Raw genomic sequence first — 21,563 nt, 5'->3', positions numbered from 1 at the left:
TCTCGGTTAATTTTGGAATATGGGTTATTTTTGAATGATTTCAAAAAAAGAAATAATGATTCTTAAAAATCATTCCTTAAATAACACTTTAGTTCGCATTTCTTCTAAATTAGAAACTATGCGGCACAACTCGCTTCCAGGAATACTAACCATGATGTCTTCTTGGTTGATACCCATGTTTTGCCTTGAAGCAACATCACCAAATCCATAAGTGACTCTTCCAGTCATGTACGGAGTTGCAGCCATTGAACTGCATATTGGAGCTACATCCGCACCTATTCCATGTGTTCCTGAATCATAGGCATTGGCGTGAAGTATTTCCATCCCCTGTTTTGCATTAGAGACCATTAATATCACGTCTGGCTCAAATTCTGCCTTATTGAGGGGGGCGAAGATAATTGCATGGAAAATCCCGGGGTTTATGTATGTTTCATTTTTCCTTGAACGTTGCACTGCAGGGATGTTCTTATAAAGGCCCCTAGGAACCATGAATGCCCCGCTTTGTACATTTGGAGGGTATTCACTCATACTTTTAAGTCCTGAATATCTTGCACCACCCATGCATTCCTCTTCGTCTAAGGTGGAATAGAACATTTCACCGTTCATGGCTTTTTCAAGTTTACTGCAGAATCTTGATTTACATTCTTCTTTTTCAATATTTTTGGGTTCTTTAACAGACCATTTTATGGCTACCGGTGTATTTTCCAATTTTAAAAGTTCATTTAATTTTTCACCCAATTCATTATAATTCATATCTAACGCCTCTTTACAATAATAAATAACTTTCATTAGCTAATCTAGTAATTCCATGAATTTCGACCAGGGTATTTCTATTTAGTTAGCATGTGCAGGAATAGATCTCCAATATCCTTGCTAAATTTCTCCTCATCAATTCCCTTATTTTCCAGTAGCTCTTTAGCCCAGTCACCCATATTGGCCTTACCATTGTATATTACTGATAGGAGAATAGCTGCTTCTGTTGGATCAACATCGGGCCTGATTTCACCTTCATCTATACCTTTTTGTATTGAATCTATTCCTACGGACATTATTTCTTTGAATAATTCCCTTACTTCCTGGAATTCTTCACTACTCGTCATTTTATCCATATCAAATTGTTTTTTGATTGAAGTGGGAGAATACAACAACCGGAAATAATCAGGATATTTATTGGAAAATCCCCTATTTGCATTTCCATATGATATTAACCTGTTTAAGCCACTATAATCTTTTTTGACCTCTTCTTTAACTATTGCAGCCCAAATTTGAATACCCTTTAAGACCACTGCAAAGTACAATGATTCTTTATTTTTAAAATAAAGATAAAGCGTCCCTTTGCCAAGTCCAACCTCTTTTGCGATATCTTCCATTGAAACTTTATCAAAGTCTTTATCAGCAAATAGTTTCCTTGAAACTTTGATAATATCATTTCGACGTTGTTCCTTTTCTCTTTCCTTCCATTTTGTTAGTGACATATGATTCACCCGTACACCATAACTGATAACCAATCATGACTGTCCCTTCAATTTTATGACTTATTAGTCAGTTATATAACTGGTAGTCAACAAGACTATATAAAGATTTTGGTTTAAAATAAAATATTTAATATTAATTAAGAACAAAATTCACATCGAACACAGCTTCTATGGATTTGACACAGTTTGGAAAGATTTGGAGTATTGTTATCTTTTCATAAAAAGATCAGAACATGAATTAATTATTTAGATTAATGGATAGTAAACAGTAGATAAAATACGAAATTCTAAAGTAAATACCGAGAGGTTTAATAAAATGTGTCTGCTTGTTAAAATTGAAATTCGTAAAGGATATTCTTCAGAATATAAAAAGAAAATGGCCCTTTGATTTAAAATAGATGTATAACCTTTTTTCTTGTTTTAGCTTATTTTCTTACTTTACTTTTCATTTCTGATACAATAATATCAATTATTCGGTTAATTTATCCCAAAATCATAATAGAAGATTAAAATATTATATTGTTGTACCAATATAACAAAATAATATGATATGTATTAAAAACAAGGGCAGATCTTCATCTGTAAATATATTCAAATAACAATTCAAAGCAATCCCAGAAAAAGAAAAGACTTCCACTGGTAAATTACCAGAGAAAGCCGACATATTCAAATAGCTGGAGGCGGTTAGCTATTTAAATAAAATTGATATTCTTTAACAGAATGTTTTTCAGGTGGGTAACAGGTCTCTTTCGTAGGTTTCATTAAGGACCTGTGCCAATCCAACATATATTGCACTGAATCCTGTGAATATACCTTCATAACCTGCAATTAAAGTTATAGTGCTGTTACCAGTTATATCTCCCAGTGCCAGTAGGAAGAACAACACTGCCAGTGCCAGGAATACTACCTGCAATCCACGGCTGAGTTTGAGGGTTCCAATGAACATCACCAAGGTGAACAATCCCCACATAAACAGGTATGCAGCTAGAGATAGTTTATCCGGGGCTGCTGCCAGATTCATTTTGGGGAGAACCAGTAGGAGAACAAAACTCCACCAGAATAGACCATATGATCCGAAAGCAACTGTTCCAAAGGTGTTACCTTTTTTGTACTCCATGACACAGGCCATTATCTGGGCAATTCCACCATAAGAAATTCCCATAGCCAGTATCATGCTGTTGATGGGATAAAAGCCTGCATTATGTATGTTCAACAGCACAGTGGTTAAACCGAATCCCAGCAGTCCAAGAGGTGCCGGGTTGGCAGTTAAATCCTCTATCAGGACATTTTTTTTGTTTTCTCCCATAATATCACACCCATGGAGGGCTTATTTATTTAATCACTCCTATTTTTTATTTGACCCAATTCCTATCGAGTTGGGAACTTTTAATTTACTAAAGAGTTATAACCCAAAAAAGGGAAGGAAGATTCTTCCAGTGCTGATGCTTATTCTTCCAGGGTTGATGTATCCCCCAGATCTTCACCCATTTCCTGTGCCCGCAGGATCCTGCGCATTATTTTACCACTCCGGGTTTTAGGAAGTTTATCCACCTGCACAATTTCACCCAAGACTGCCACTGGCCCCAGTTCGTATCGAACATGGTTTTTCAGATCTTCAATGAGTTGGGTCTTAAGTTCGTATCCTTCACGGAGGATAATGAAGGCCTTGATCACTTCCCCCTTAATAGGATCTGATTTTCCAATTACTGCGGCTTCAGCTACTGCAGGGTGACCTACAAAGGCAGATTCTACCTCTGCTGAACCTATACGGTGTCCGGCAATCTTTAGAACATCATCACTTCGTCCCTGTATCCAGAAGTAACCATCTTCGTCTTTACGAACCATGTCCCCGGCCTTGTAAATACATCCTGAATATTCTTTCCAGTAAACATCAAGGAATCGATCTTCATCTTTGTATAATGTGCGGAACATGGCTGGCCATGGTTTCTTAATAACCAGGTAACCTCCTTTACCCATGGGCACCGGGTTACCCTCTTCATCCACCACATCGGCATCAATGCCCGGGAATGGTAGTGTGGCTGATCCAGGTTTTAAAGGTGTAACCGGTAGTGGAGATATGAGATGCATCCCGGTTTCAGTCTGCCACCAGGTGTCCATTATGGGACATTTTTCTTTACCCACATTTTGGTAGTACCACATCCATGCCTCGGGGTTTATTGGTTCTCCCACGGTTCCCAGTATGCGGAGTGATTCCAGATTGTAGAGGTCGGTGTATCTGGTTCCGAATCGCATTAGGTGTCTGATTGCGGTTGGTGCGGTGTAGAACTTGGTAACACCATACTTTTCAACAATTTTCCACCATACCCCTGGATCAGGGTAGTCCGGCGCTCCTTCGTAGACTACTGTAGTGGTTCCCAGGAGTAATGGGCCATAGATAACATAGCTGTGTCCGGTGATCCATCCAATATCCCCGGTGCACCACCAGAGGTCATTATCATGGATGTCGAAAATATTGCGGAGGGTGGTGGCTACTCCCACCATGTAACCCGCGGTGGTGTGCAGTACTCCTTTAGGTTTTCCCGTGCTTCCGGAAGTGTAGAGTATGAATAGTGGGTCTTCGGCATCCATCCATTCTGGTTCGCAGTAGGCGGGTTCACCATCAACCAGTCTTTCGTAAAATATTTCCCTTCCAGATAATTCTGATATCTGGATGGGTATTCCGGTATGGTTGACCACCACTATGGTTTCAATAGTGGGGCATTGGAGGATGGCTTCATCAGCAATGGCTTTGAGGTCGATGATTTTACCTCTCCGGTAGGTTCCATCTGCGGTGAAGAGTACTTTGGCCTTGGCATCGTTGATACGATCTACAAATGCACCCACGCTCAATCCGGAGTAGACCACACTGTGAATAGCCCCGATTTTAGTACAAGCCAAGAGGGCAATTAAGAGTTCAGGACACATGGGCATGTAGGTGGAAACGGTATCTCCCTTTCTAACTCCCAGGTTTTTCAAGGCATTGGCCAGTTTGTTAACCTGGATGTAGAGTTCGTAATAAGTGATTTTTTTCTCTTCTCCACGTTCGTTAATGTAGAGAATAGCCACTTGATTACGTTTTTCAGTTTCAATCCAACGATCAACAGCATTGTAAGCAAGGTTGATCTTACCTCCAGTGAACCATTTGTAAAAAGGTTTATTATCATCATCCAGAACCTTATCCCATTTCTGGAACCATTCGAACTGTTCAGCCTTTTCGGACCAGTATTTTTCCAAATTTTTCCCTTTTTCAATTTCTTCTTCCCAATTTTTCACATGGGCTCTTTCCAAAATTTCATTTTTTGGTTCAAAAACCCTTTTTTCATCAAGAAGGACTGCTGTATCCCGTACCATTTTTCATCCGCCCTTTTTTAGCAATTTATGGTGTTTTTAAGACTGTATATTAGTAAGTTGTTCTTACTATATATATATTACTATTATTAATCATTATAGATTATGATTAATCATTATAAATTAATTTGATGAAAAAAGAATTATTTTATCCTTCAAAAAACTAGAATTTAAGTATAATCCAAATCACCACCCTGGTAAAGCTCCTGAAGTTCTGTAGCGTGCCCCAACTCAAAATTCCGGTAGGGGTTATTCATATAGGGGAAAATCATACCCGCAAATGTGTAAATGTAGGCTGGTAGCATTCCATAGGTTTTTTGCATTATATGGAAGTAAAGGGGAAATCCACATCCTTGTATAAACACCGCATTTCCCTGTCGGGCATTACCATGCCAGGCAATAGGGATAGGGCCCTCCTGCCCGTGTTTCTCAGCAAGGGTGAACACATGTTCCATTGCTTCTTCATATGTGTCAAAAACCATTCCATCAGATTTATATTTATATCGGCCATCAGGAGCACCGAACAAAGCCAGTTGGAAGGAATCCCAGTAGTTGGTAGGGTCAGCAGCACCAGTACCTTGGGTATCAATAAGTGCTAATTCAATTATGAACACATTACCATCCTGGTAACTACGGTAATTGGAACTCCCGGCAAAGTGACATATCAACGCACATTTAGAGCCTCTATCCTCTGCATATTGGGACAAAAGTTCAGAGTGAGGATGCCCCGGATAAAAATCAGGGTTCCCTAATTTAACGAACGCAACTCTACCTAAAGGAGTGAAAGGACCACCAGAAACAGTGATCACAGCATAACCTACAATTACCACTAATAGGGCAATTGCTACTAACGACCATTTCATTTTATTATCACCTATTTACATCACAAATTATTATTCAACTGATCTTTCTGATAAGCTTATACTTACTTATTTCATTTTTTCAACAATTTTAAACTTATAATCCTAAAAAGATAAGATATTCATACATTGGAAGATTACATGAACAACGATAAACCATGGGCCGCAATCCCACCCACCACAATGGCAGTCACTAAATTTGCAGCGGAAATAGCACTAGCTGCTTTCACTCCAAATTCCCTGATAAGTATGCTAATGGTAGATAAACATGGAATGTACAACATGCCTATTAAGGCCAGTACAATGAACTGGACCGGCGTTAGTGCCAGGGAGAGATCAGTCCCTACAAATGAAACTAAGGTTAATAGTACAAACTCCTTACGAACTGCACCTACAATAAGTAATATTCCGGCAAATGCGGGGAGTTTCAACCATCCTACTGTTAAAGGAGCCATGAAATTACTTATAGGTTCCAATACGCCTAAAACATAAAATAACTGAATTAATGCACTACCGGCAATGAATACTGGGAACACAAGGTAGGTTAATGATTTTGTACGGTTCCATGTTTGTTTAAGAATTACTGATGAGGCGGGCAGTCTCAGAGAATGTATTTCCATAATCAAACTGGTTGATTCTCCGGGCATGGCTTTAAGGGCCAATTTACCCATGATAAAGATTATCAACAAATCCAAAACATAAAGGGCTAAAGCCCACCAGATACTGACGAAAATAGCCACAAGGCTGAGGATAATTATGGTTCTGGCAGAGCAGGGTGCAAAGGTTATGGCAAATGCCGCCAGTAATCTTTCTCTTCTTGTTTCGAGAATTTTAGTACTGTCAATAGCAGGAACACTACAGCCATAACCTAATATAAGAGGTATCAGTGCCTTGCCGTGTAAACCGATTTTCTGCATGAAACTATCCATCATGAAGGCTACACGGGTTAGGAGGCCTGAATTTTCAATGTAGGATAACATGATATAAAATGGAATTACAAAGGGCACTATTAGAGTTAATCCTGCAACCAAACCTCCAAATGCACCATTCCATAGGACAGCGAGCACAGGACCGGATAGAGTAGGGTCCACTGGTTGGAAAAAACTCATTGCATTGGTGATTAATTCGGATATGAAGTTACCCAGAACAAAAGTCCAGATTAAAAGTCCTAATATTACCATTGCAGAGGTAAAATAACCATAAAATGGATGAATTAGAATTTTATCTAATTTTTCAGATAATGTAATTTTATATTCTGATTGTTTTTGAGCGCCTGCTGCTATTCTGTTAGCTAGGGCATATCTTTCAGAGGCAATGATGGAAAAAGAAGGTTCATCATGAATACGCTCTAGCTCAAGGGCCAAGTGATTGGCAAACTGAACTGAACGTTCAGATAAAAGTTCAACCTTTTTATTGATTTCTGGATCATTTTCCAAAAGTTTAATAGCCACCCATCGGTTGGAATATCCAACATCTAATTTTTCTGTTTCCAGGAAATAGTGCAATTGTTTGACTGCTTTTTCAACTTCACCACCGTATTCATTGGATGTTTTAGGTATTTTTTTATCATTAACACTAATTATAGCCTTTTTTATCAGTTTTTGTAAACCTTCACCACGAATTGCAACAGTGGGAACTACTGGAACTCCCAATGCTTTTTCTAATTTTTCTGTGTCAATTTGAAACCCCTTGGACATTGCAACATCCATTTGATTAACACAAACCACCATGGGAACTTCCATTTCCATTAGCTGTAATGTGAAAAATAGATTTCGTTCCAGTACTGATCCATCTACTACATTTATGACCACATCTGGTTTTTCATTGGCTATGTACTCCCTGGATACAATTTCTTCCATGGAAAAAGTTGAAAATGAATATATTCCGGGTAGATCGATTACATGGACCTTCTGACCATTATACTGGAAATTTCCTTCAGCACGATCCACAGTCTTTCCAGGCCAGTTTCCAACTACCTGGTCAGCGCCAGTTAAATAGTTAAAAATAACACTTTTGCCAACGTTAGCATTCCCAGCAAGGGCTATGGTAACATCACCAGAGGATGGTATTTCATTTTTGTCAAGAGTTGGAATCTTTTTTTCGTAATCGGATTTTTCAATACACTCAGGGAGTTTAACCATGCGCTATTGCTCCTTTGGATTCTGGTGTGTTTTCGTGGATGATCTCTACGAAAACGTTTTTAGCAATATTTCTCCCTAGGGCAAGGTTAGATCCACGTACCAGTAGTTCTACAGGACCCTTAAATGGAGCAACTTCAAGGATGCTTATCTCAGCACCCATAGTGATTCCCATATCCATTAATCTCCGGATAACTTTGTAATCGCCCCTGATGAATGAAACTTTGCCTTTTTCCTTTTTTTTCATATCAGTTATGGAAACCAGGTTTTTATCACGTTTTCCCACTTCATTGACTTCTTCCTGTCTACGCATGCGGCATTCTTCACAGGTTTTAAACTGAAAATCACATACTGGTATGAGTTCTTCATCATCAGGGCACTCATCAGGATTTTCTAAAAGTTGGCATAGTGCTCGTTCAGCATCATCAGAAAGCACGTGTTCCATTTCACAAGCCTGATCATGAACTTTTTCCTTTTTTATTTTAAGCACATCGTGAAGGAATCTCTCCAGAAGTCTGTGCTTTCTGGTTATATTGGAAGCTATCTTATATCCTTCCTCAGTAAGAGTGACACCCTTATAGGGAGAGTAATGAACATAACCATCTTTTTCAAGTTTCTTTATCATCTGGGTAACACTAGCCGGGGATATATTTAACATATTAGATATTTTGGTAGTCTTCACCGGACGCTTTTTCAACGAGAGCTTGTATAAAACTTCAAGGTATTCTTCAGCATTTTCACTTAATGATTTTTCAGAAGACATTTAGGGCCACCTAAAATACTGTGGATTTATTACTATATAAAAGTTAGGATTACCTAAGAAGATTTTTTTACATTTAGGTTCTTAATGACAGTTAGATTAATGATCTGGTCTCCCTGGAAAAATAATACAAACTTCTTTGACATTTTGTGACAATGAAAGGAGAATGTGCCTCAATGTAAGGGGCAAATAATGAGAATAACATGATAATGAGAATAATTTTAAAATCTAGATTAAATTTTTTAAAAATAAAAAAAATGTAAGTCGGGGACTTACATCATTGGTGGCATTCCACCAGGCATACCGCCCATGTCACCCATGTCTGGTTCGCTTGAACCTGAAGAGGCAATCATGTCGTCAATTCGCAGAATCATTTCGGCAGCTTCGGCTGCAGATTGGATAGCCTGTTTTTTAACCCGTTTGGGTTCGATTACTTTAGCTTCTTTCATGTCGGTGACATTACCGTTGAAGACATCCAGTCCCATGTAGAAACTGTTTTCCTGGGCTGCCCGAAGGTCCACTATTGCATCGATCTGGTCGATTCCAGCATTTTCAGCCAGGGTTTTTGGAACGATTTCCAGTGCATCAGCAAAAGCTGCGATTGCTAACTGTTCACGGCCACTGATGGTGTCAGCGTAGTCTCTGAGTCCTTTGGCTAAAGCTATTTCTGGAGCACCCCCACCAGCAACTACCTGTCCATCTTCTAATGTGGCTGAAACTACACCTATGGCATCCTCTACAGCTCTTTCCACTTCTTCGGCCACGTGTCGGGTACTTCCACGTAGGATGATGGATACTGCTTTGGGATCATCGCATTCTTCCACAAAGATCAGTACTTCGTCAAAGACTTTCTCCTCGTAGACGTGTCCAGCGTGCCCCAAGTCTTCGGCAGTGAGTTCTTCAACGTTAGTTACCAGACGTGCCCCGGTTGCTTTTCCTAAGCGTTCAATATCGGATTTTCTTACACGTTTAACTGCCAGGATTCCTGCTTTGGCCAACAAGTGCTGGGCCAGGTCATCTATTCCTTTCTGACAGAAGATAACATCGGCACCACTTTCGATTACTTTGTCCACCATATCCTTGACCATCTGTTCTTCCTGTTCAATGAAAGCCTGCATCTGGGCAGGGTCAGTGAGTTTGATCTTGGCGTCAGTTTCCAGATCTTTGACTTCTATTGGGTATTTCAAAAGAGCGATGCTGGCATCTTTTAAATCCTTAGGCATGGAATTAACAGCTCTACTTTTGTCGATAACCACTCCATTGACGATCTGTGAGTCATGGACAGTTGATCCCTGTATACGGTGGATGTTAATATGGTCAGAATCTACTTCACCATCTTCAGCCACTTGCAGTACAGCATCTACTACCAGTTTTGCCAGTGGTTCTCGTGCTTTTTCAGTTCCTTTACCAGTCATAGCGGTCATGGCCACCATTTGGAGGGTGTCACGGTCACTGGCATCAATTGCTATCTGGTTTAGTAATTCCTGTGCCTTGGCTGCTGCTTTCCGGTAACCAATTACCAGAGTGGTTGGGTGTATTTCCAGTTCTAAGAGTTCTTCTGCCTTTTTAAGTAGTTCCCCAGCAATAATAACTGCAGTGGTGGTTCCATCTCCCACTTCATCTTCCTGGGTTTTGGCTACTTCTACCAGCATCTTAGCGGCTGGGTGGTCGATGTCCATTTCCCGTAAGATGGTCACACCATCGTTGGTCACCACGATATCTCCCATACCATCTACCAGCATTTTGTCCATTCCTCTGGGGCCGAGAGTGGTTCTAACTGTCTCAGCCAGAACTTTCCCAGCCATGATATTCATTCTCTGAGCGTCTCTTCCTAAAACTCTTGAAGAGCCTTCAGGCATTATAATAATAGGTTGTCCTTGTCCACCTTGTCCACCTAATTGTGCCACATTAATCATCTCCTTTTTTTCTCAAATGGTAATTTATCAGTGGGTTAGAGGTTATATAAATATGTTGCGGATGTCAGATTTTTTCACCATTATTAACTAGGAGGTACATTTTGAGTTTGTAAGTATAATACAATTTGAGTTAATAAGGATAGTACATTTGAGTTAATAAGGATAGTACATTTGAGTTTGCTTTCAACCCATCAGATTTTGTCTCAAATATGTTTAAAAAAAAGACAATCTATTTAAATGTTATAATACATATTTTAGGCAAAGTACGGCTTAATTAAGTATTTAGAGGATATCAAGAGGTGAAAAAATGGCTGCTAATATTCATGTAGTGACTGGTAGAAGAGGGGGCTGGGATGTTAAAAGAGATGGGGCTGTTAAGGCATCTGGAAATTTTGACAGCAAAGAAAAAGCAATTGAATTTGCCGAGGAAGAGGGGAAAAGATACAACGTTGAAGTATTTATCCATAATGAAGATGGGAAGATAGAGAAAAGGGAAAGCTTCGGTAAAAACTTATATCCTGGATAACCTGAAAAAGGTCGATTTTTTCCCATAATATTTTGATCTCATACTGATTTTAATAAAATTTTTCATCTTGATAAATTACAAAAAATGTTCTTTATATCCAAACAATCTTTTTGGACATTGACATAATTTTTTTAACAATTTAATTCCTCTAAAAATGAAAAATTTATCCCTGCACCCTATATTTAAACTCCCATAGGAATTTGCCAGTGCGTTCACATCCCGCCAAGTGCTCTATTTCATGGGAAACACCATAAGCAGCGGATCCTGAAAAACTCAACGGGCCTTTAATCCTTTTAAGACTTATTTCCATGATTTTTGGGTTTAGCTCTGCTTGCACTATATCCTCAGCATCGAGTTTCACCCTGAAAGGTCTTTCCACCAGTTCACGCTCATTTTTAGCCCCACATTTTTCCAATCGTAAAACCTTACCCTCATTGGAGATTAAACAGGGATTCACAAAGAGGGTAACTCTTTCCAAGGTGTATCCTTCCCCTGTATTCTCATTGTAACGGGTTATTTTCTCTTTCACAGCCATAGCTTCCAGTTCACTGGTTTTAAAACTCCAGTCTCCGCCGAATTTAAGGGAGAATAATACTGGTATAAAAGCATCCGGTTTAATATTAAGATCATTTATGGCTTTATTTTCAGCAAAATTGAAAGAAAGCTGTTTTTTTAGTTTATCATAATTCAATATATCATATTCTGTAGATTCCAAATAACCACCAATAGTAAAATGATTAAAAATTCATTCTAAGTTCATTACAATGCCTGGGAAAAGAATATAAATTTGCCAACATCCAATAAAAAAAGGTAAAAAACAGCATTATCTATTTTTTTATATGTAAAAACGATAGTTTATGCTTATTTGTTCTTATGTTCCTGAATGGCTTTATCCACAACAGTTATGTTCCTGAATGGCTTTATCCACAACAGCAAGTATTGCTGAATCCAAGTCATCACTTTCTCTTATAACCAGGGGTATGTTGTCACAGTATACAACTTCCAGACCAGCATTAAGGGCATCCTTAGTGGCTACGTCCACTGCAGCGGCCTTGAGTTCAGTGAGCATGACATCAACTTCATGAATATATTTTTCAATGTCCTTCTGGAGTAATGGTCGGTTAGATAGATGTGGAGTGGTTCCCACCACTTTACAACCATGTTCTTCTTCCAAGTGATTTATGAGAACATCCTTAACAGAATCCGGGGCAGTGGTAGCGAAGAGGACCCGTTTACCCTCCACGGATTCCAGTGGTTTAGGTCGGAAAACTGTTGGAATAACCATGGCTTCAGGGTTGACCTCTTTTATGGCTTTTTCAATGCGTTCCACTTTCCCTGGGCTGGCCAATGGTTCTTCACACATGGTGATAACCACCAAATCAGCTAGTTTAATCCGGTAGGGGCCGAAGAACCGTTCAATGTTGATCATGGGCTGGTTGGCACCCACTAGTACAATGTGTTGGTCGGTTTTAATGGGTGGTATGGCTGCTCCACTACCTTCCATTATCACAAACTCGGATTCAACTTCATTGGCCATCTGGGCACCCTGTTTCATGTTGGTGATGAACACCTGTCCCACCATTCCCCCACCACAACGGCGGCAACCTATGGTGAGTATGCGACTCATTAGGGCATCTTCCCAGTGGTCACTAGCAGCGTGAATTCCCTTATCAGACTGTTCCATAAGGTACTGGGGTGTGATTTCAATCTCATCCCCACGAACTATCTCCGGTTCTTCAGGACCGCCACGACCCATTGCTACCACACAGGGATTATAGTCACCCTTATGGATTAAACGTGCTGCATAAGCTGAAACTGCAGTCTTACCGATACGTTTACCCGTCCCCAATATTTTAAGGGATGGTTTTTTGAGAACGTTGTATTCATCCAATGGCTGGAATGAAAAATCAGGCCCCTCGTAGAGTATTCCCTGCTCTAAGACCATTGAGGCTATTTTAAAACGTTTAGAATAATCAACAACAGGTTCATCCGAAAGATCCATGACTACATCTGCCTGGTGTTTCACTGAAACCTCAACAATAAGATCGTAAGGAATTTTATGATGATCAGGACCAAAGTAAACTTTAACCCCCAGTTTTTCACCGATTGAGTCTGGGGTGGCATCTCTCAGTTTTTCTGTGCCTCCAATAAATACTGCGGCCACAACTTCAATGTGTTCAATGTTATCAAGGGTTTTTAATGCTGATCTCGTAACCGGGAGATAATGCTCACCATCAATCAAGCATACCATCTTCAATAAAGCACTCATCTAGTATCACCAGCCAGGGGTTCCTTTTTAATTACATCTTGATTTTTTGGACAGCTAAAGTATCTTCATTCTGGAACCTAATGAGTTCTTTCCGCGACCGTTTAACCAATTCTGAGAGTCCATTGGAAATGTTAGAAGAAGTTCCTACGTTATTTGCAGCAATGATCTCAGAAATAGAATTTGACAAAACAAAAATAGCATATTTATGTTCGGCTTTAGTACGGTGTATGTGATGAGGGCTAATGTTAAGGCACAAATACTCCTTACATTCATCCTTCACCTCATACTCATGGTCCAGATGCTTTAAAACGTATACCAAAAATTGGTGTAACTGTATAAGCTCATCTTTGTACATATCTACCAGACACCTACAATTAAGTAATTAAGATTCGACCAACATGCATATATAACTTTTTACCAAAAGCTATACCCAGAAAAACCATAAGCATAAGGTATAAAGTATTAAACAGTGCTGGGCATAGTAGGTAAAATAATGTTTACCTATGATTACAAATAAAGGTTTTGACTGATCTATTAAACAATACTAATTAGTTCACAACAACTCCCCCTACATCTTATACAATTACTCAATAATTGGTTAAAAAAATGAAAACCGTAAAACTTGAAGATAACAACATAAAGGAACTCTTACAGCGGTCACAGATAGACGCTGATTCAGTTATAGGCATTGTAACTGACATTGTGAACGATGTTAAGAATGCTGGGGATGAAAAAATCCGCCAATACACTGAAAAGTTTGATGGAGTTTATTTGAAAGATTTTCTCATCTCTCAAGAAGAACTAAAAGAGAGTGTCAAAAGAATTGACAAGGATTTAATCCACAGTCTTAAAAAGGCCTCATCCAATATTCGTAAATTTCACCAAGCCCAATTACCCCATGACTGGTCCATGGAAGTGGATAATGGTGTAACTGCCGGCCAGATAATCCGCCCATTGGAAAGGGTGGGATGTTACATACCCGGGGGAAGGGCAGTTTATCCCTCCAGCATTCTCATGACAGTTATTCCAGCTAAGGTGGCAGGGGTAAATGAGATCATCTGCTGCACACCACCGGGTCCTGATGGGAAAGTAGAGGATATTGTACTCGCCACGGCCTATCTCGCTGGTGCCCATAAAGTTTACAGGGTAGGGGGAGCACAGGCCATTGCAGCAATGGCCTACGGAACAGAAACCATACCTGCTGTGGACAAAATAGTCGGACCTGGCAATATATTCGTGACTGCAGCTAAAAAAATGGTATATGGTCAGGTTGATATTGATTTCCCAGCAGGCCCCTCCGAGGTACTGATCATAGCCGATGAAACTGGTAATCCTGATTACATAGCTCTGGATCTCATGGCCCAGGCCGAACACGACCCCCAGGCAGCATCAGTACTGGTGACTACATCCCCAAAACTGGCCATTGCAGTGAACGAAAAAATCACTGAAGAGTTACCCACAATGAAGCGAAAAGAAATCATTAGCGATTCACTTGAGGAAAACGGATCTATAATCGTGGTGAGTACAATGGATGAAGCAGTTAGTTTTTCCAATGAATACGCACCTGAACACTTGATCATCATGACCCATGACCCTGAAGAACGGGTTAAGGGTATTAAAAATGCAGGTAGTATTTTCCTGGGAGATTTAACCCCTGTGGCTGCGGGTGATTATGGTTCCGGTACCAACCACGTGCTACCCACCTCCTTCTGTGCCCGGATGTACTCTGGACTTTCCACCGAGTCCTTCCTTAAAAAACCAACGGTACAGAGACTTTCCCGAGAAGGTCTGAACAGCCTGAAAGATGTGGTTATTCCTTTAGCAGAATATGAAGGTTTATATGCCCACGCCGAATCATTCAAGAGACGTCTTGACCAAGATTAAATGTGTTCATGATTTAATGTACATTTTTCATTTAACTACTGGTCTTAAAACCCAGCCAAGGTTAAATGAAATATATAGGATTTCAAGGATAGTAGTTAAGGAAGAGTAAATCTAATAATAGTAAGGATGTAAATAAATTATAAGATTATCATTTTCAATAGGTGCAATGGATTAGTTGAGATTTTTTATGTACAGTTCATTTACCTACAATTAAATAATGGTATTCTACAATTTTAAATATCTAAAATCTGAATTAAATAAAAACTTTTTAAAAGATTTTATGACTAATATCTGACTGATATTAAAATTAATTAGATTTCAAAAGAAGGAGTTATCACTTATAAAAAGATTAACCCCTTTAAATTATAATAATCGAGGTGAATTAGATTGACAGATTCATTAGGAAACTGGAAAAGAACACATTACTCACAGGAACTTGACGAAGAAATGGACACCGAATCAGTCACTCTCATGGGCTGGGTTCATGAGATCCGTGACCTGGGAGGTATTATATTTGTACTTCTGCGTGACAGGAACGGCATCACCCAGATCACCGCTCCCAGTAAAAAAATCACCCCTGAATTACTGGAGGAGATCAGGAAATTCAAAAAGGAATCAGTGATTGCAGTTAAAGGAACTGTGCAGGGATCACCGAAAGCACCTGGCGGTGTGGAAATCATACCCGTAGAAGTGAAGGTTTTAAACGAATCCCAACAGCCATTACCCATGGATCCAACCGAGAAAGTGCGGGCAGAAATTGACACCAGACTAGATTCTCGTTACCTTGACCTGAGAAAACACAGCATCAGTGCCATATTCAAAATAAAAAGTGCAATGTTACACTCCGTACGAGTTTACCTAGAAGAAAACGGTTTCATGGAAGTTAACACCCCCAAACTGGTGGGATCCGCCACCGAAGGTGGTACAGAACTCTTCCCTATTACCTACTTTGAAAGGGAAGCATTCCTGGGTCAAAGCCCCCAGCTCTACAAGCAGATGATGATGGGCACGGGACTGGACAAAGTTTATGAGATTGCACCCATCTTCCGGGCGGAAGAACATGACACTCTCCGCCACCTGAACGAGGTTATCTCCATTGACACGGAACTGGCCTTTGCTAACCAGGAAGACGCCATGACCCTCCTGGAAAAACTAGTACACAATGCCATTAAAGAAGTGAAGGAAAACTGCCAGGCAGAACTGGAAGACCTTGGTGTGGAACTGGAAGTACCTGAACTACCATTCCCCCGTTTAGAATACGATGAAGTTATTGACATTGTTAACTCCAAGGGAGTGCCCCTCAGTCACGGGGAAGACCTTTCACGGGCTGCTGAAAAGGCACTGGGAGAAGTAATGGAAGGTTACTACTTCATAACCAACTGGCCCAGTGACATAAAACCATTCTATGTCCAACCCCACGAGGATGCACCTGAAAAAAGTTACGCCTTTGACCTGATGTACCGGGACCTGGAGATATCTTCCGGGGCAACCAGGGTACACCAGCATGACCTCCTGGTAGAACGGATCAAAAAGCAGGGTCTTAACCCTGATTCATTCCAGCATTACCTGGCTGCATTCGAGTACGGAATGCCACCACATGCAGGATGGGGCCTAGGAGCAGAAAGGTTCACCATGTGCATCACCGGAATGAAAAACATCCGAGAAACTGTATTATTCCCCAGGGACAGAAGAAGGTTGGCCCCATAATCCAACCTTTTAGTAAGGTTGATAAAAAGTTTATCCATATTTTTTTTAATTTTCCCTGTTTTTAACCTATCTTTAAAATAATAACATGAATGATTAAAATTAATTATAAATTAAAGATTTATCTTTAATGTAACTTCTTAAAAATGTAAACATTACTGAAGTCCATTACGGATAATTATAACTGGAACACTCACATTCAATTCAGAAATATCTGGAAATGATAATAATGAAAATCTACGACATTGCGGTCATCGGAGCAGGACCTGCAGGGTGTATGGCTGCTATTCAGGGGGCGCAAATGGGCAATAAAGTAATTTTACTGGAAAGGAATGAAAAAATAGGCCATAAACTACTTTTAACTGGTAATGGCAGATGCAACCTTACCAATACTGCTAATCTGAAAGTTTTCCTGGAAAAATTTGGAAAAAAAGGTGCATTTTACCGAGACGCCTTCACTAAGTTTTCCAACCAAGATCTTATGGATTTCTTCAAAAGCAATGGACTTGAATTGAAAGTGGAAGAAGAAGGACGTGTATTCCCTGTTACCGAAAATGCCAAATCAGTAGTGGATGTTTTAGAAAAGGTACTGGATGAATACAGAGTTAAAATTCTTTATAATTATCGTATGAAACAATTACAAAAGATATCTAAAGTTTTTAAACTATCTTCAGCGGCTCATGAGTTAATTACTGCCCATAAAGTTATAATTGCAACTGGTGGAGTTACCTATAAATTTACAGGTTCCACTGGAGATGGACTGGACATTGCAAAATTATTAGGTCACCATATAACCGAATTAAAACCAGGGGGTGTTCCACTACGGGTGCGAGAGGAATGGGTGCATCAATTAAAGGGAGTTACTCTGGAAAATGTGGGATTAAGGATAGGATACGGAGGGAAAAAAATAGCATTTCCCCAAGGAAACCTTCTTTTAACCCATTTCGGTGTTTCTGGACCAGTTATCCTGGATATGAGCCATATGATTGTGGAACTAATGGATAAACATGGGGATCTGAAGCTATACATTGATTTTCTACCAGAAATCAAACAGGATGGATTGGGAGGGCAGTTGATGGAGGATTTCCAGAATAACAGTAAAAAGAGTTTGAAAACTTATTTGAAGAACTACCTTCCTAACAGCACCATTGACCCCATCTTAAAAACCATTTCAGTTGATCCTCATAAAAAGTTGAATCAGATCACTAAAAAAGAGAGATTACACCTACAGGAAACATTAAAAGCCCTCCCTTTAACCATAAATGGACATCTTCCTCTGAACAAAGCCCTGGTCACCTGTGGTGGTGTGACGAAAAAAGAAATAAATCCCCAAACTATGGAATCAAAACTGGTTGATGGATTATATTTTGCAGGGGAAATAATAGCAGGATGTGGTCGAAGGGGAGGTTATAACCTTCAACAGGCTTTTTCAACCGGATATGTTGCTGGCAGCCGAGCATCAACACTTAAAAATAGAAGCTAGATCTAATTCTAATTAAAAATAGAAACTAACATAATTCGCATTAAAAATAAACGCTCATCTCCCTGTAAGTGTACATTTTTATAAAATGGTTGCAAGTGCTTTTTGAAACCAGTTTATTCCATTGTTGAAAGTGAATTGATAAAATTTTACATAGGTGTTTAGCTTTTTCTTGGATATGCCTCTAAAAATGTTCAAATAGGGCCTTATTAGTGAATGTCGGTTTTCACAGTTGTTCACGTGATTGTCACCATCAGCATATTCTTTTGCAGAATGGTTGATTATATGGTGTTCTATGACCTGCGGATGTTCTTCTAGTCCACTGTAAATTGTATAGTCATCCGTAAAGGCCTTAATGGACCCATTACAGTGAGTTTCTATCTTTCTATGTATTAAAACCTTGGAAAGGTTCTTTTCAACAACCAAAATGGTGTTTCGACTTCCTCTTTCAATCATGGAGATTATTGGGGGCTTATCTTTATCATAAGTGCCTCTTCCACGTTGTTTAAGTCCTCTAGTTCTCGGATGTTTTTTTTAAACCTTTGGTGCCTGCTGATTGGTACATTTCATCAAATTCAATTTCCCCTGACAAAACTGGATCTTTGGCTTCATCAACCAAACATTCCCTGAACTCCTGAGCTAATCTATAAACGCTGTCCCATTTATGTCCTGATTCATCAGCTAAACGTTTAATGCTTTTTTTATCTAAGTTCAGGATTATGTAGAACATATCACCCAGAGGTAATTTTTTGTTGGAAAAAATGGTTCCAGTAAAGTCAGTGAAATTTTTCCCGCAAGTCTTACAAGAATATCGCTTAATGTGAGTTTTATTCAAATATCCGCGATTGTACACTTCAAAAGACTTGCATTTCGGACAATAAACCCCATCAGACCATCTTATGCATCTGAAAACCTGTAAAGCTTTATCATCGTCCGGAACCGACAACTCGCATGCTAAACTTCGATCTTTCATACATTATTATTTGAACTGCAAACTACATATACCTTTGTACACTTTCCGGGAGATGAGCGAAAATAAATTTAAAAAATCTAATTCTCCTTTTACCCTTCCTTTCTATTCTTAATATACTCTTCTACCGGCCGAGTGCCAAAATAGAGTACAATTACTGCGCCAATGAGCCAGGTAAAGTTGGTTACAATGGTTTGTGCTGAACTTCCCATGGGGAATACCACCAGACCAAAGGCCATTAAAGGAGCGAAGGCCAAGTACACTGTTATAAGTGATACGGTTATGGCCTTCCGGATTTCACCGGTGTTGAAGGGTGATGTTCCTGACATGTAATTTACAATGAGCATCATACCCAGGAAGGTAACCAGGCCCAGGGATACAAATATCCACTGCAGGGGTATGGACAGTACTATGATTATGGCTGGTACCACCACCAGATCCAAAAATCCCAAAATACCAATCATTTTCAAGGCATTCTTCCAGCTTTTTTCATTGGAATGCCTAACCTTACGTAGGAGGTTATCCCTTTCTTTAGTAGCCTTTATTCTTTCTTTATCCATCCATTCAATCTTGATTTCAAGTTCATCATTAATGGATTTTAATTTCTCGATCTTCAGGAGATTTAAATTGTTGATCTCATTTTCCAGATCAACTTGTTGTTGATTCAATTCATCAACAGTTTTTTCCAACTCTTTTACTTCTTCAGAAGCCATAATAAATCCCCACCTATGACTTTTAATTAAGTTCACTGCATCCCCAAACCCCATATTTCTATGGATATTTGTGGTAATTGCCTTAACTAAAGATATTATAGTAATTGCCATATATTAATTTTTAGATGCAAATCATTGATTATCCTAAAAAAAGGACTGATTACCCATGATCAATGTAGTATACGATATTAAAGTTTATAGACAGGTTCTAAAAGATATCATTAAAGAGGATGATGTGGTGGTGGAACTGGGCTGTCATATAGGCAATTCCACCCGAATCATATCCCAATTGGCACCTGATGGAAAAATAATAGCACTGGATAAAGGCACTGAATCCAATGAGAAACTAGATGAACTGAAAAAAGAAGTCACAACCCCCATTGAATTTATCCAAAGTGATGTGCGTCTTCATGAAACCCTGGAAGAAGTGGCCAAAAAAGTGGATGAGTTAGGTGGGTGTGATGTTTTATCGGTGGATCTGGGTGGGGGTTATCATCCCGACACTACCTTTAAAGTTTTCTTCATTTGGTCATCAACTTTAAAACCTCGGGAAACTATAATTAGAAATAGAGGTCTTTTAGATTTCATTCACTCATCAACCAGTTCTGAGATCATCAGATCCAATCATGGGTGGTTGGAGTCCTGTGGGGATGATGGCATCCCACCGCGATTAAAAGAACTTAAACTCTGGTCTCCTAAACTATAAAATGGAGGGTATTTATGATAGGAAAGAAAATCAGGATTGAAAGGATAATCAACCGAAAAACTGGGAGAAGCGTTATTGTACCCATGGACCACGGTGTTTCCATAGGACCGGTGGAGGGAATAATTAAAATGGCAGAAACCATTGATGAAGTCGCCAGTGGTGGAGCCAACGCTGTAATAATGCATAAGGGAATGGTCGGCACAGGACACCATGGATATGGAAGAGACATCGGACTGATTATTCATTTATCGGCCAGTACTGCCCTGGGACCAGACCCAGATCATAAAGTACTGGTGACCTCAGTAGAAAAAGCCATCCAACTGGGAGCAGACGCAGTATCAGTGCATGTAAACGTTGGATCCGAGATGGAGCCCGAGATGTTAATGCACCTGGGAAGTATTTCCGAGATCTGTGATGATTGGGGGATGCCACTTATTGCCATGATGTATCCTAGAGGCAAAAAAATCGACAATGAACACGATGCTGAAGTGGTGAAACTGGCAGCTCGTGCCGGTGCTGAACTGGGAGCGGATATCATTAAAACCAACTACACTGGAGACCCGGACACCTTCAAAGAAGTCATCGATGGATGCCCAGTGCCCCTAGTAATTGCCGGAGGCCCCAGGGTTGAAACTGACCGAGAACTACTGGAAATGGTGAAAAACGCGGTTGATATGGGTGGAGCCGGTGTGGCCATAGGTAGGAACATATTCCAGGCCAGATCACCACAGAAAACAACCCGGGCCATAGCAGAGATTGTACACAATGACCTGGATATTGATGAAGCTCTGAAGATTCTCAATGGCAAATAAAA

General features: G+C 39.7%; 19 protein-coding genes and 1 pseudogene. 6 read left to right on the top strand and 14 right to left on the bottom strand.

Annotated features, from left to right (window positions below; genetic code table 11):
- Nucleotides 1-69 precede the first annotated feature (69 nt).
- The 8 genes from BK009_RS02950 to thsA form a co-directional block, all read right to left on the bottom strand.
- Nucleotides 70-753 (bottom strand): DUF169 domain-containing protein, encoded by a 684-nt coding sequence (locus tag BK009_RS02950; RefSeq protein ID WP_100908988.1) that lies wholly within the window; start codon nucleotides 751-753, stop codon nucleotides 70-72.
- A gap of 77 nt (nucleotides 754-830) precedes the next feature.
- Nucleotides 831-1,475 (bottom strand): TetR/AcrR family transcriptional regulator, encoded by a 645-nt coding sequence (locus BK009_RS02945; RefSeq protein ID WP_100906385.1) that lies wholly within the window; start codon nucleotides 1,473-1,475, stop codon nucleotides 831-833.
- A 727-nt stretch (nucleotides 1,476-2,202) separates the two neighbouring features.
- Nucleotides 2,203-2,781 carry an acetate uptake transporter gene (locus tag BK009_RS02940; protein ID WP_100906386.1) on the bottom strand — a complete coding sequence of 193 codons (579 nt, stop codon included), beginning with the start codon at nucleotides 2,779-2,781 and terminating at the stop codon, nucleotides 2,203-2,205.
- A gap of 140 nt (nucleotides 2,782-2,921) precedes the next feature.
- On the bottom strand, nucleotides 2,922-4,826 hold the full coding sequence (gene acs / locus BK009_RS02935) for an acetate--CoA ligase (RefSeq protein WP_100908987.1): 1,905 nt from the start codon (nucleotides 4,824-4,826) through the stop codon (nucleotides 2,922-2,924).
- Nucleotides 4,827-4,993: 167 nt separating this feature from the next.
- A complete protein-coding gene (locus BK009_RS02930; protein WP_100908986.1) occupies nucleotides 4,994-5,686 on the bottom strand; it encodes a hypothetical protein in 693 nt (230 codons plus the stop codon).
- 134 nt (nucleotides 5,687-5,820) lie between these two features.
- Entirely contained in the window at nucleotides 5,821-7,824 is a 2,004-nt protein-coding gene (feoB, locus tag BK009_RS02925) for a ferrous iron transport protein B (RefSeq protein WP_100908985.1), read from the bottom strand.
- Nucleotides 7,817-8,584 carry a metal-dependent transcriptional regulator gene (locus tag BK009_RS02920; RefSeq protein WP_100907716.1) on the bottom strand — a complete coding sequence of 256 codons (768 nt, stop codon included), beginning with the start codon at nucleotides 8,582-8,584 and terminating at the stop codon, nucleotides 7,817-7,819. The genes feoB and BK009_RS02920 overlap by 8 nt, the downstream gene beginning before the upstream one ends.
- A 269-nt stretch (nucleotides 8,585-8,853) precedes the next feature.
- Nucleotides 8,854-10,497, bottom strand: coding sequence for a thermosome subunit alpha (thsA, locus tag BK009_RS02915; RefSeq protein ID WP_236951018.1), 1,644 nt, complete (start codon nucleotides 10,495-10,497; stop codon nucleotides 8,854-8,856).
- Nucleotides 10,498-10,804: 307 nt separating this feature from the next.
- On the opposite strand from thsA, the gene BK009_RS02910 reads away from it, so the two are divergent.
- On the top strand, nucleotides 10,805-11,023 hold the full coding sequence (locus BK009_RS02910) for a DUF2188 domain-containing protein (RefSeq protein WP_100906391.1): 219 nt from the start codon (nucleotides 10,805-10,807) through the stop codon (nucleotides 11,021-11,023).
- Between the two features lie 163 nt (nucleotides 11,024-11,186).
- On the opposite strand, the gene BK009_RS02905 is transcribed toward BK009_RS02910, so the two are convergent.
- The 3 genes from BK009_RS02905 to BK009_RS02895 all read right to left on the bottom strand — a co-directional run bounded on the left by BK009_RS02905 (nucleotide 11,187) and on the right by BK009_RS02895 (nucleotide 13,647).
- On the bottom strand, nucleotides 11,187-11,738 hold the full coding sequence (locus tag BK009_RS02905; RefSeq protein ID WP_100908984.1) for a RimK/LysX family protein: 552 nt from the start codon (nucleotides 11,736-11,738) through the stop codon (nucleotides 11,187-11,189).
- Between the two features lie 174 nt (nucleotides 11,739-11,912).
- The gene (locus BK009_RS02900) at nucleotides 11,913-13,292 is read right to left on the bottom strand and encodes a 2,3-diphosphoglycerate synthetase (protein ID WP_100908983.1); all 1,380 of its coding nucleotides are present in this window, start codon (nucleotides 13,290-13,292) and stop codon (nucleotides 11,913-11,915) included.
- 31 nt (nucleotides 13,293-13,323) lie between these two features.
- A complete protein-coding gene (locus BK009_RS02895) occupies nucleotides 13,324-13,647 on the bottom strand; it encodes a UPF0058 family protein (protein ID WP_100906394.1) in 324 nt (107 codons plus the stop codon).
- Between the two features lie 251 nt (nucleotides 13,648-13,898).
- On the opposite strand from BK009_RS02895, the gene hisD reads away from it, so the two are divergent.
- From hisD to BK009_RS02880, 3 genes are all read left to right on the top strand, one after another.
- Nucleotides 13,899-15,176 carry a histidinol dehydrogenase gene (gene hisD / locus BK009_RS02890; RefSeq protein ID WP_100908982.1) on the top strand — a complete coding sequence of 426 codons (1,278 nt, stop codon included), beginning with the start codon at nucleotides 13,899-13,901 and terminating at the stop codon, nucleotides 15,174-15,176.
- 387 nt (nucleotides 15,177-15,563) lie between these two features.
- Entirely contained in the window at nucleotides 15,564-16,883 is a 1,320-nt protein-coding gene (gene aspS, locus BK009_RS02885) for an aspartate--tRNA(Asn) ligase (RefSeq protein WP_100908981.1), read from the top strand.
- A 226-nt stretch (nucleotides 16,884-17,109) separates the two neighbouring features.
- Entirely contained in the window at nucleotides 17,110-18,363 is a 1,254-nt protein-coding gene (locus tag BK009_RS02880) for a BaiN/RdsA family NAD(P)/FAD-dependent oxidoreductase (RefSeq protein ID WP_100908980.1), read from the top strand.
- 78 nt (nucleotides 18,364-18,441) lie between these two features.
- Here BK009_RS02880 and BK009_RS02875 read toward each other — a convergent pair.
- The 3 genes and pseudogenes from BK009_RS02875 to BK009_RS02865 all read right to left on the bottom strand — a co-directional run.
- Nucleotides 18,442-18,861, bottom strand: a pseudogene (locus BK009_RS02875) (IS1595 family transposase); the annotation flags it as partial.
- 13 nt (nucleotides 18,862-18,874) lie between these two features.
- On the bottom strand, nucleotides 18,875-19,333 hold the full coding sequence (locus BK009_RS02870; RefSeq protein ID WP_100905792.1) for a transposase: 459 nt from the start codon (nucleotides 19,331-19,333) through the stop codon (nucleotides 18,875-18,877).
- A gap of 89 nt (nucleotides 19,334-19,422) precedes the next feature.
- Nucleotides 19,423-20,043 (bottom strand): hypothetical protein, encoded by a 621-nt coding sequence (locus tag BK009_RS02865; RefSeq protein WP_100908979.1) that lies wholly within the window; start codon nucleotides 20,041-20,043, stop codon nucleotides 19,423-19,425.
- Nucleotides 20,044-20,209: 166 nt separating this feature from the next.
- Between BK009_RS02865 and BK009_RS02860 the strand changes: the two genes are divergently transcribed.
- Together BK009_RS02860 and BK009_RS02855 are read left to right on the top strand one after the other, a co-directional pair.
- On the top strand, nucleotides 20,210-20,749 hold the full coding sequence (locus BK009_RS02860) for an SAM-dependent methyltransferase (protein WP_100908978.1): 540 nt from the start codon (nucleotides 20,210-20,212) through the stop codon (nucleotides 20,747-20,749).
- Between the two features lie 14 nt (nucleotides 20,750-20,763).
- Nucleotides 20,764-21,561, top strand: a complete 798-nt coding sequence (locus BK009_RS02855) for a 2-amino-3,7-dideoxy-D-threo-hept-6-ulosonate synthase (protein WP_100908977.1) — start codon at nucleotides 20,764-20,766, stop codon at nucleotides 21,559-21,561.
- Nucleotides 21,562-21,563: the final 2 nt, after the last annotated feature.

This window comes from Methanobacterium subterraneum (assembly GCF_002813695.1).
Classification (GTDB): Archaea; Methanobacteriota; Methanobacteria; order Methanobacteriales; family Methanobacteriaceae; genus Methanobacterium; species Methanobacterium subterraneum.
Note: the sequence above shows the minus strand (reverse complement) of the source record. Positions and strands in the feature narration are given on the sequence as shown.

Coding starts and splice junctions, on each gene's coding strand:
- BK009_RS02895 (WP_100906394.1), bottom strand. CDS start 13,647: ATGTACAAAGATGAGCTTATACAGTTACACCAATTTTTGGTATACGTT.
- BK009_RS02930 (WP_100908986.1), bottom strand. CDS start 5,686: ATGAAATGGTCGTTAGTAGCAATTGCCCTATTAGTGGTAATTGTAGGT.
- BK009_RS02865 (WP_100908979.1), bottom strand. CDS start 20,043: ATGGCTTCTGAAGAAGTAAAAGAGTTGGAAAAAACTGTTGATGAATTG.
- BK009_RS02855 (WP_100908977.1), top strand. CDS start 20,764: ATGATAGGAAAGAAAATCAGGATTGAAAGGATAATCAACCGAAAAACT.
- BK009_RS02920 (WP_100907716.1), bottom strand. CDS start 8,584: ATGTCTTCTGAAAAATCATTAAGTGAAAATGCTGAAGAATACCTTGAA.
- feoB (WP_100908985.1), bottom strand. CDS start 7,824: ATGGTTAAACTCCCTGAGTGTATTGAAAAATCCGATTACGAAAAAAAG.
- thsA (WP_236951018.1), bottom strand. CDS start 10,497: ATGATTAATGTGGCACAATTAGGTGGACAAGGTGGACAAGGACAACCT.
- hisD (WP_100908982.1), top strand. CDS start 13,899: ATGAAAACCGTAAAACTTGAAGATAACAACATAAAGGAACTCTTACAG.
- BK009_RS02900 (WP_100908983.1), bottom strand. CDS start 13,292: ATGAGTGCTTTATTGAAGATGGTATGCTTGATTGATGGTGAGCATTAT.
- acs (WP_100908987.1), bottom strand. CDS start 4,826: ATGGTACGGGATACAGCAGTCCTTCTTGATGAAAAAAGGGTTTTTGAA.
- BK009_RS02950 (WP_100908988.1), bottom strand. CDS start 753: ATGAATTATAATGAATTGGGTGAAAAATTAAATGAACTTTTAAAATTG.
- BK009_RS02940 (WP_100906386.1), bottom strand. CDS start 2,781: ATGGGAGAAAACAAAAAAAATGTCCTGATAGAGGATTTAACTGCCAAC.
- BK009_RS02910 (WP_100906391.1), top strand. CDS start 10,805: ATGGCTGCTAATATTCATGTAGTGACTGGTAGAAGAGGGGGCTGGGAT.
- BK009_RS02860 (WP_100908978.1), top strand. CDS start 20,210: ATGATCAATGTAGTATACGATATTAAAGTTTATAGACAGGTTCTAAAA.
- BK009_RS02945 (WP_100906385.1), bottom strand. CDS start 1,475: ATGTCACTAACAAAATGGAAGGAAAGAGAAAAGGAACAACGTCGAAAT.
- BK009_RS02870 (WP_100905792.1), bottom strand. CDS start 19,333: ATGAAAGATCGAAGTTTAGCATGCGAGTTGTCGGTTCCGGACGATGAT.
- BK009_RS02880 (WP_100908980.1), top strand. CDS start 17,110: ATGAAAATCTACGACATTGCGGTCATCGGAGCAGGACCTGCAGGGTGT.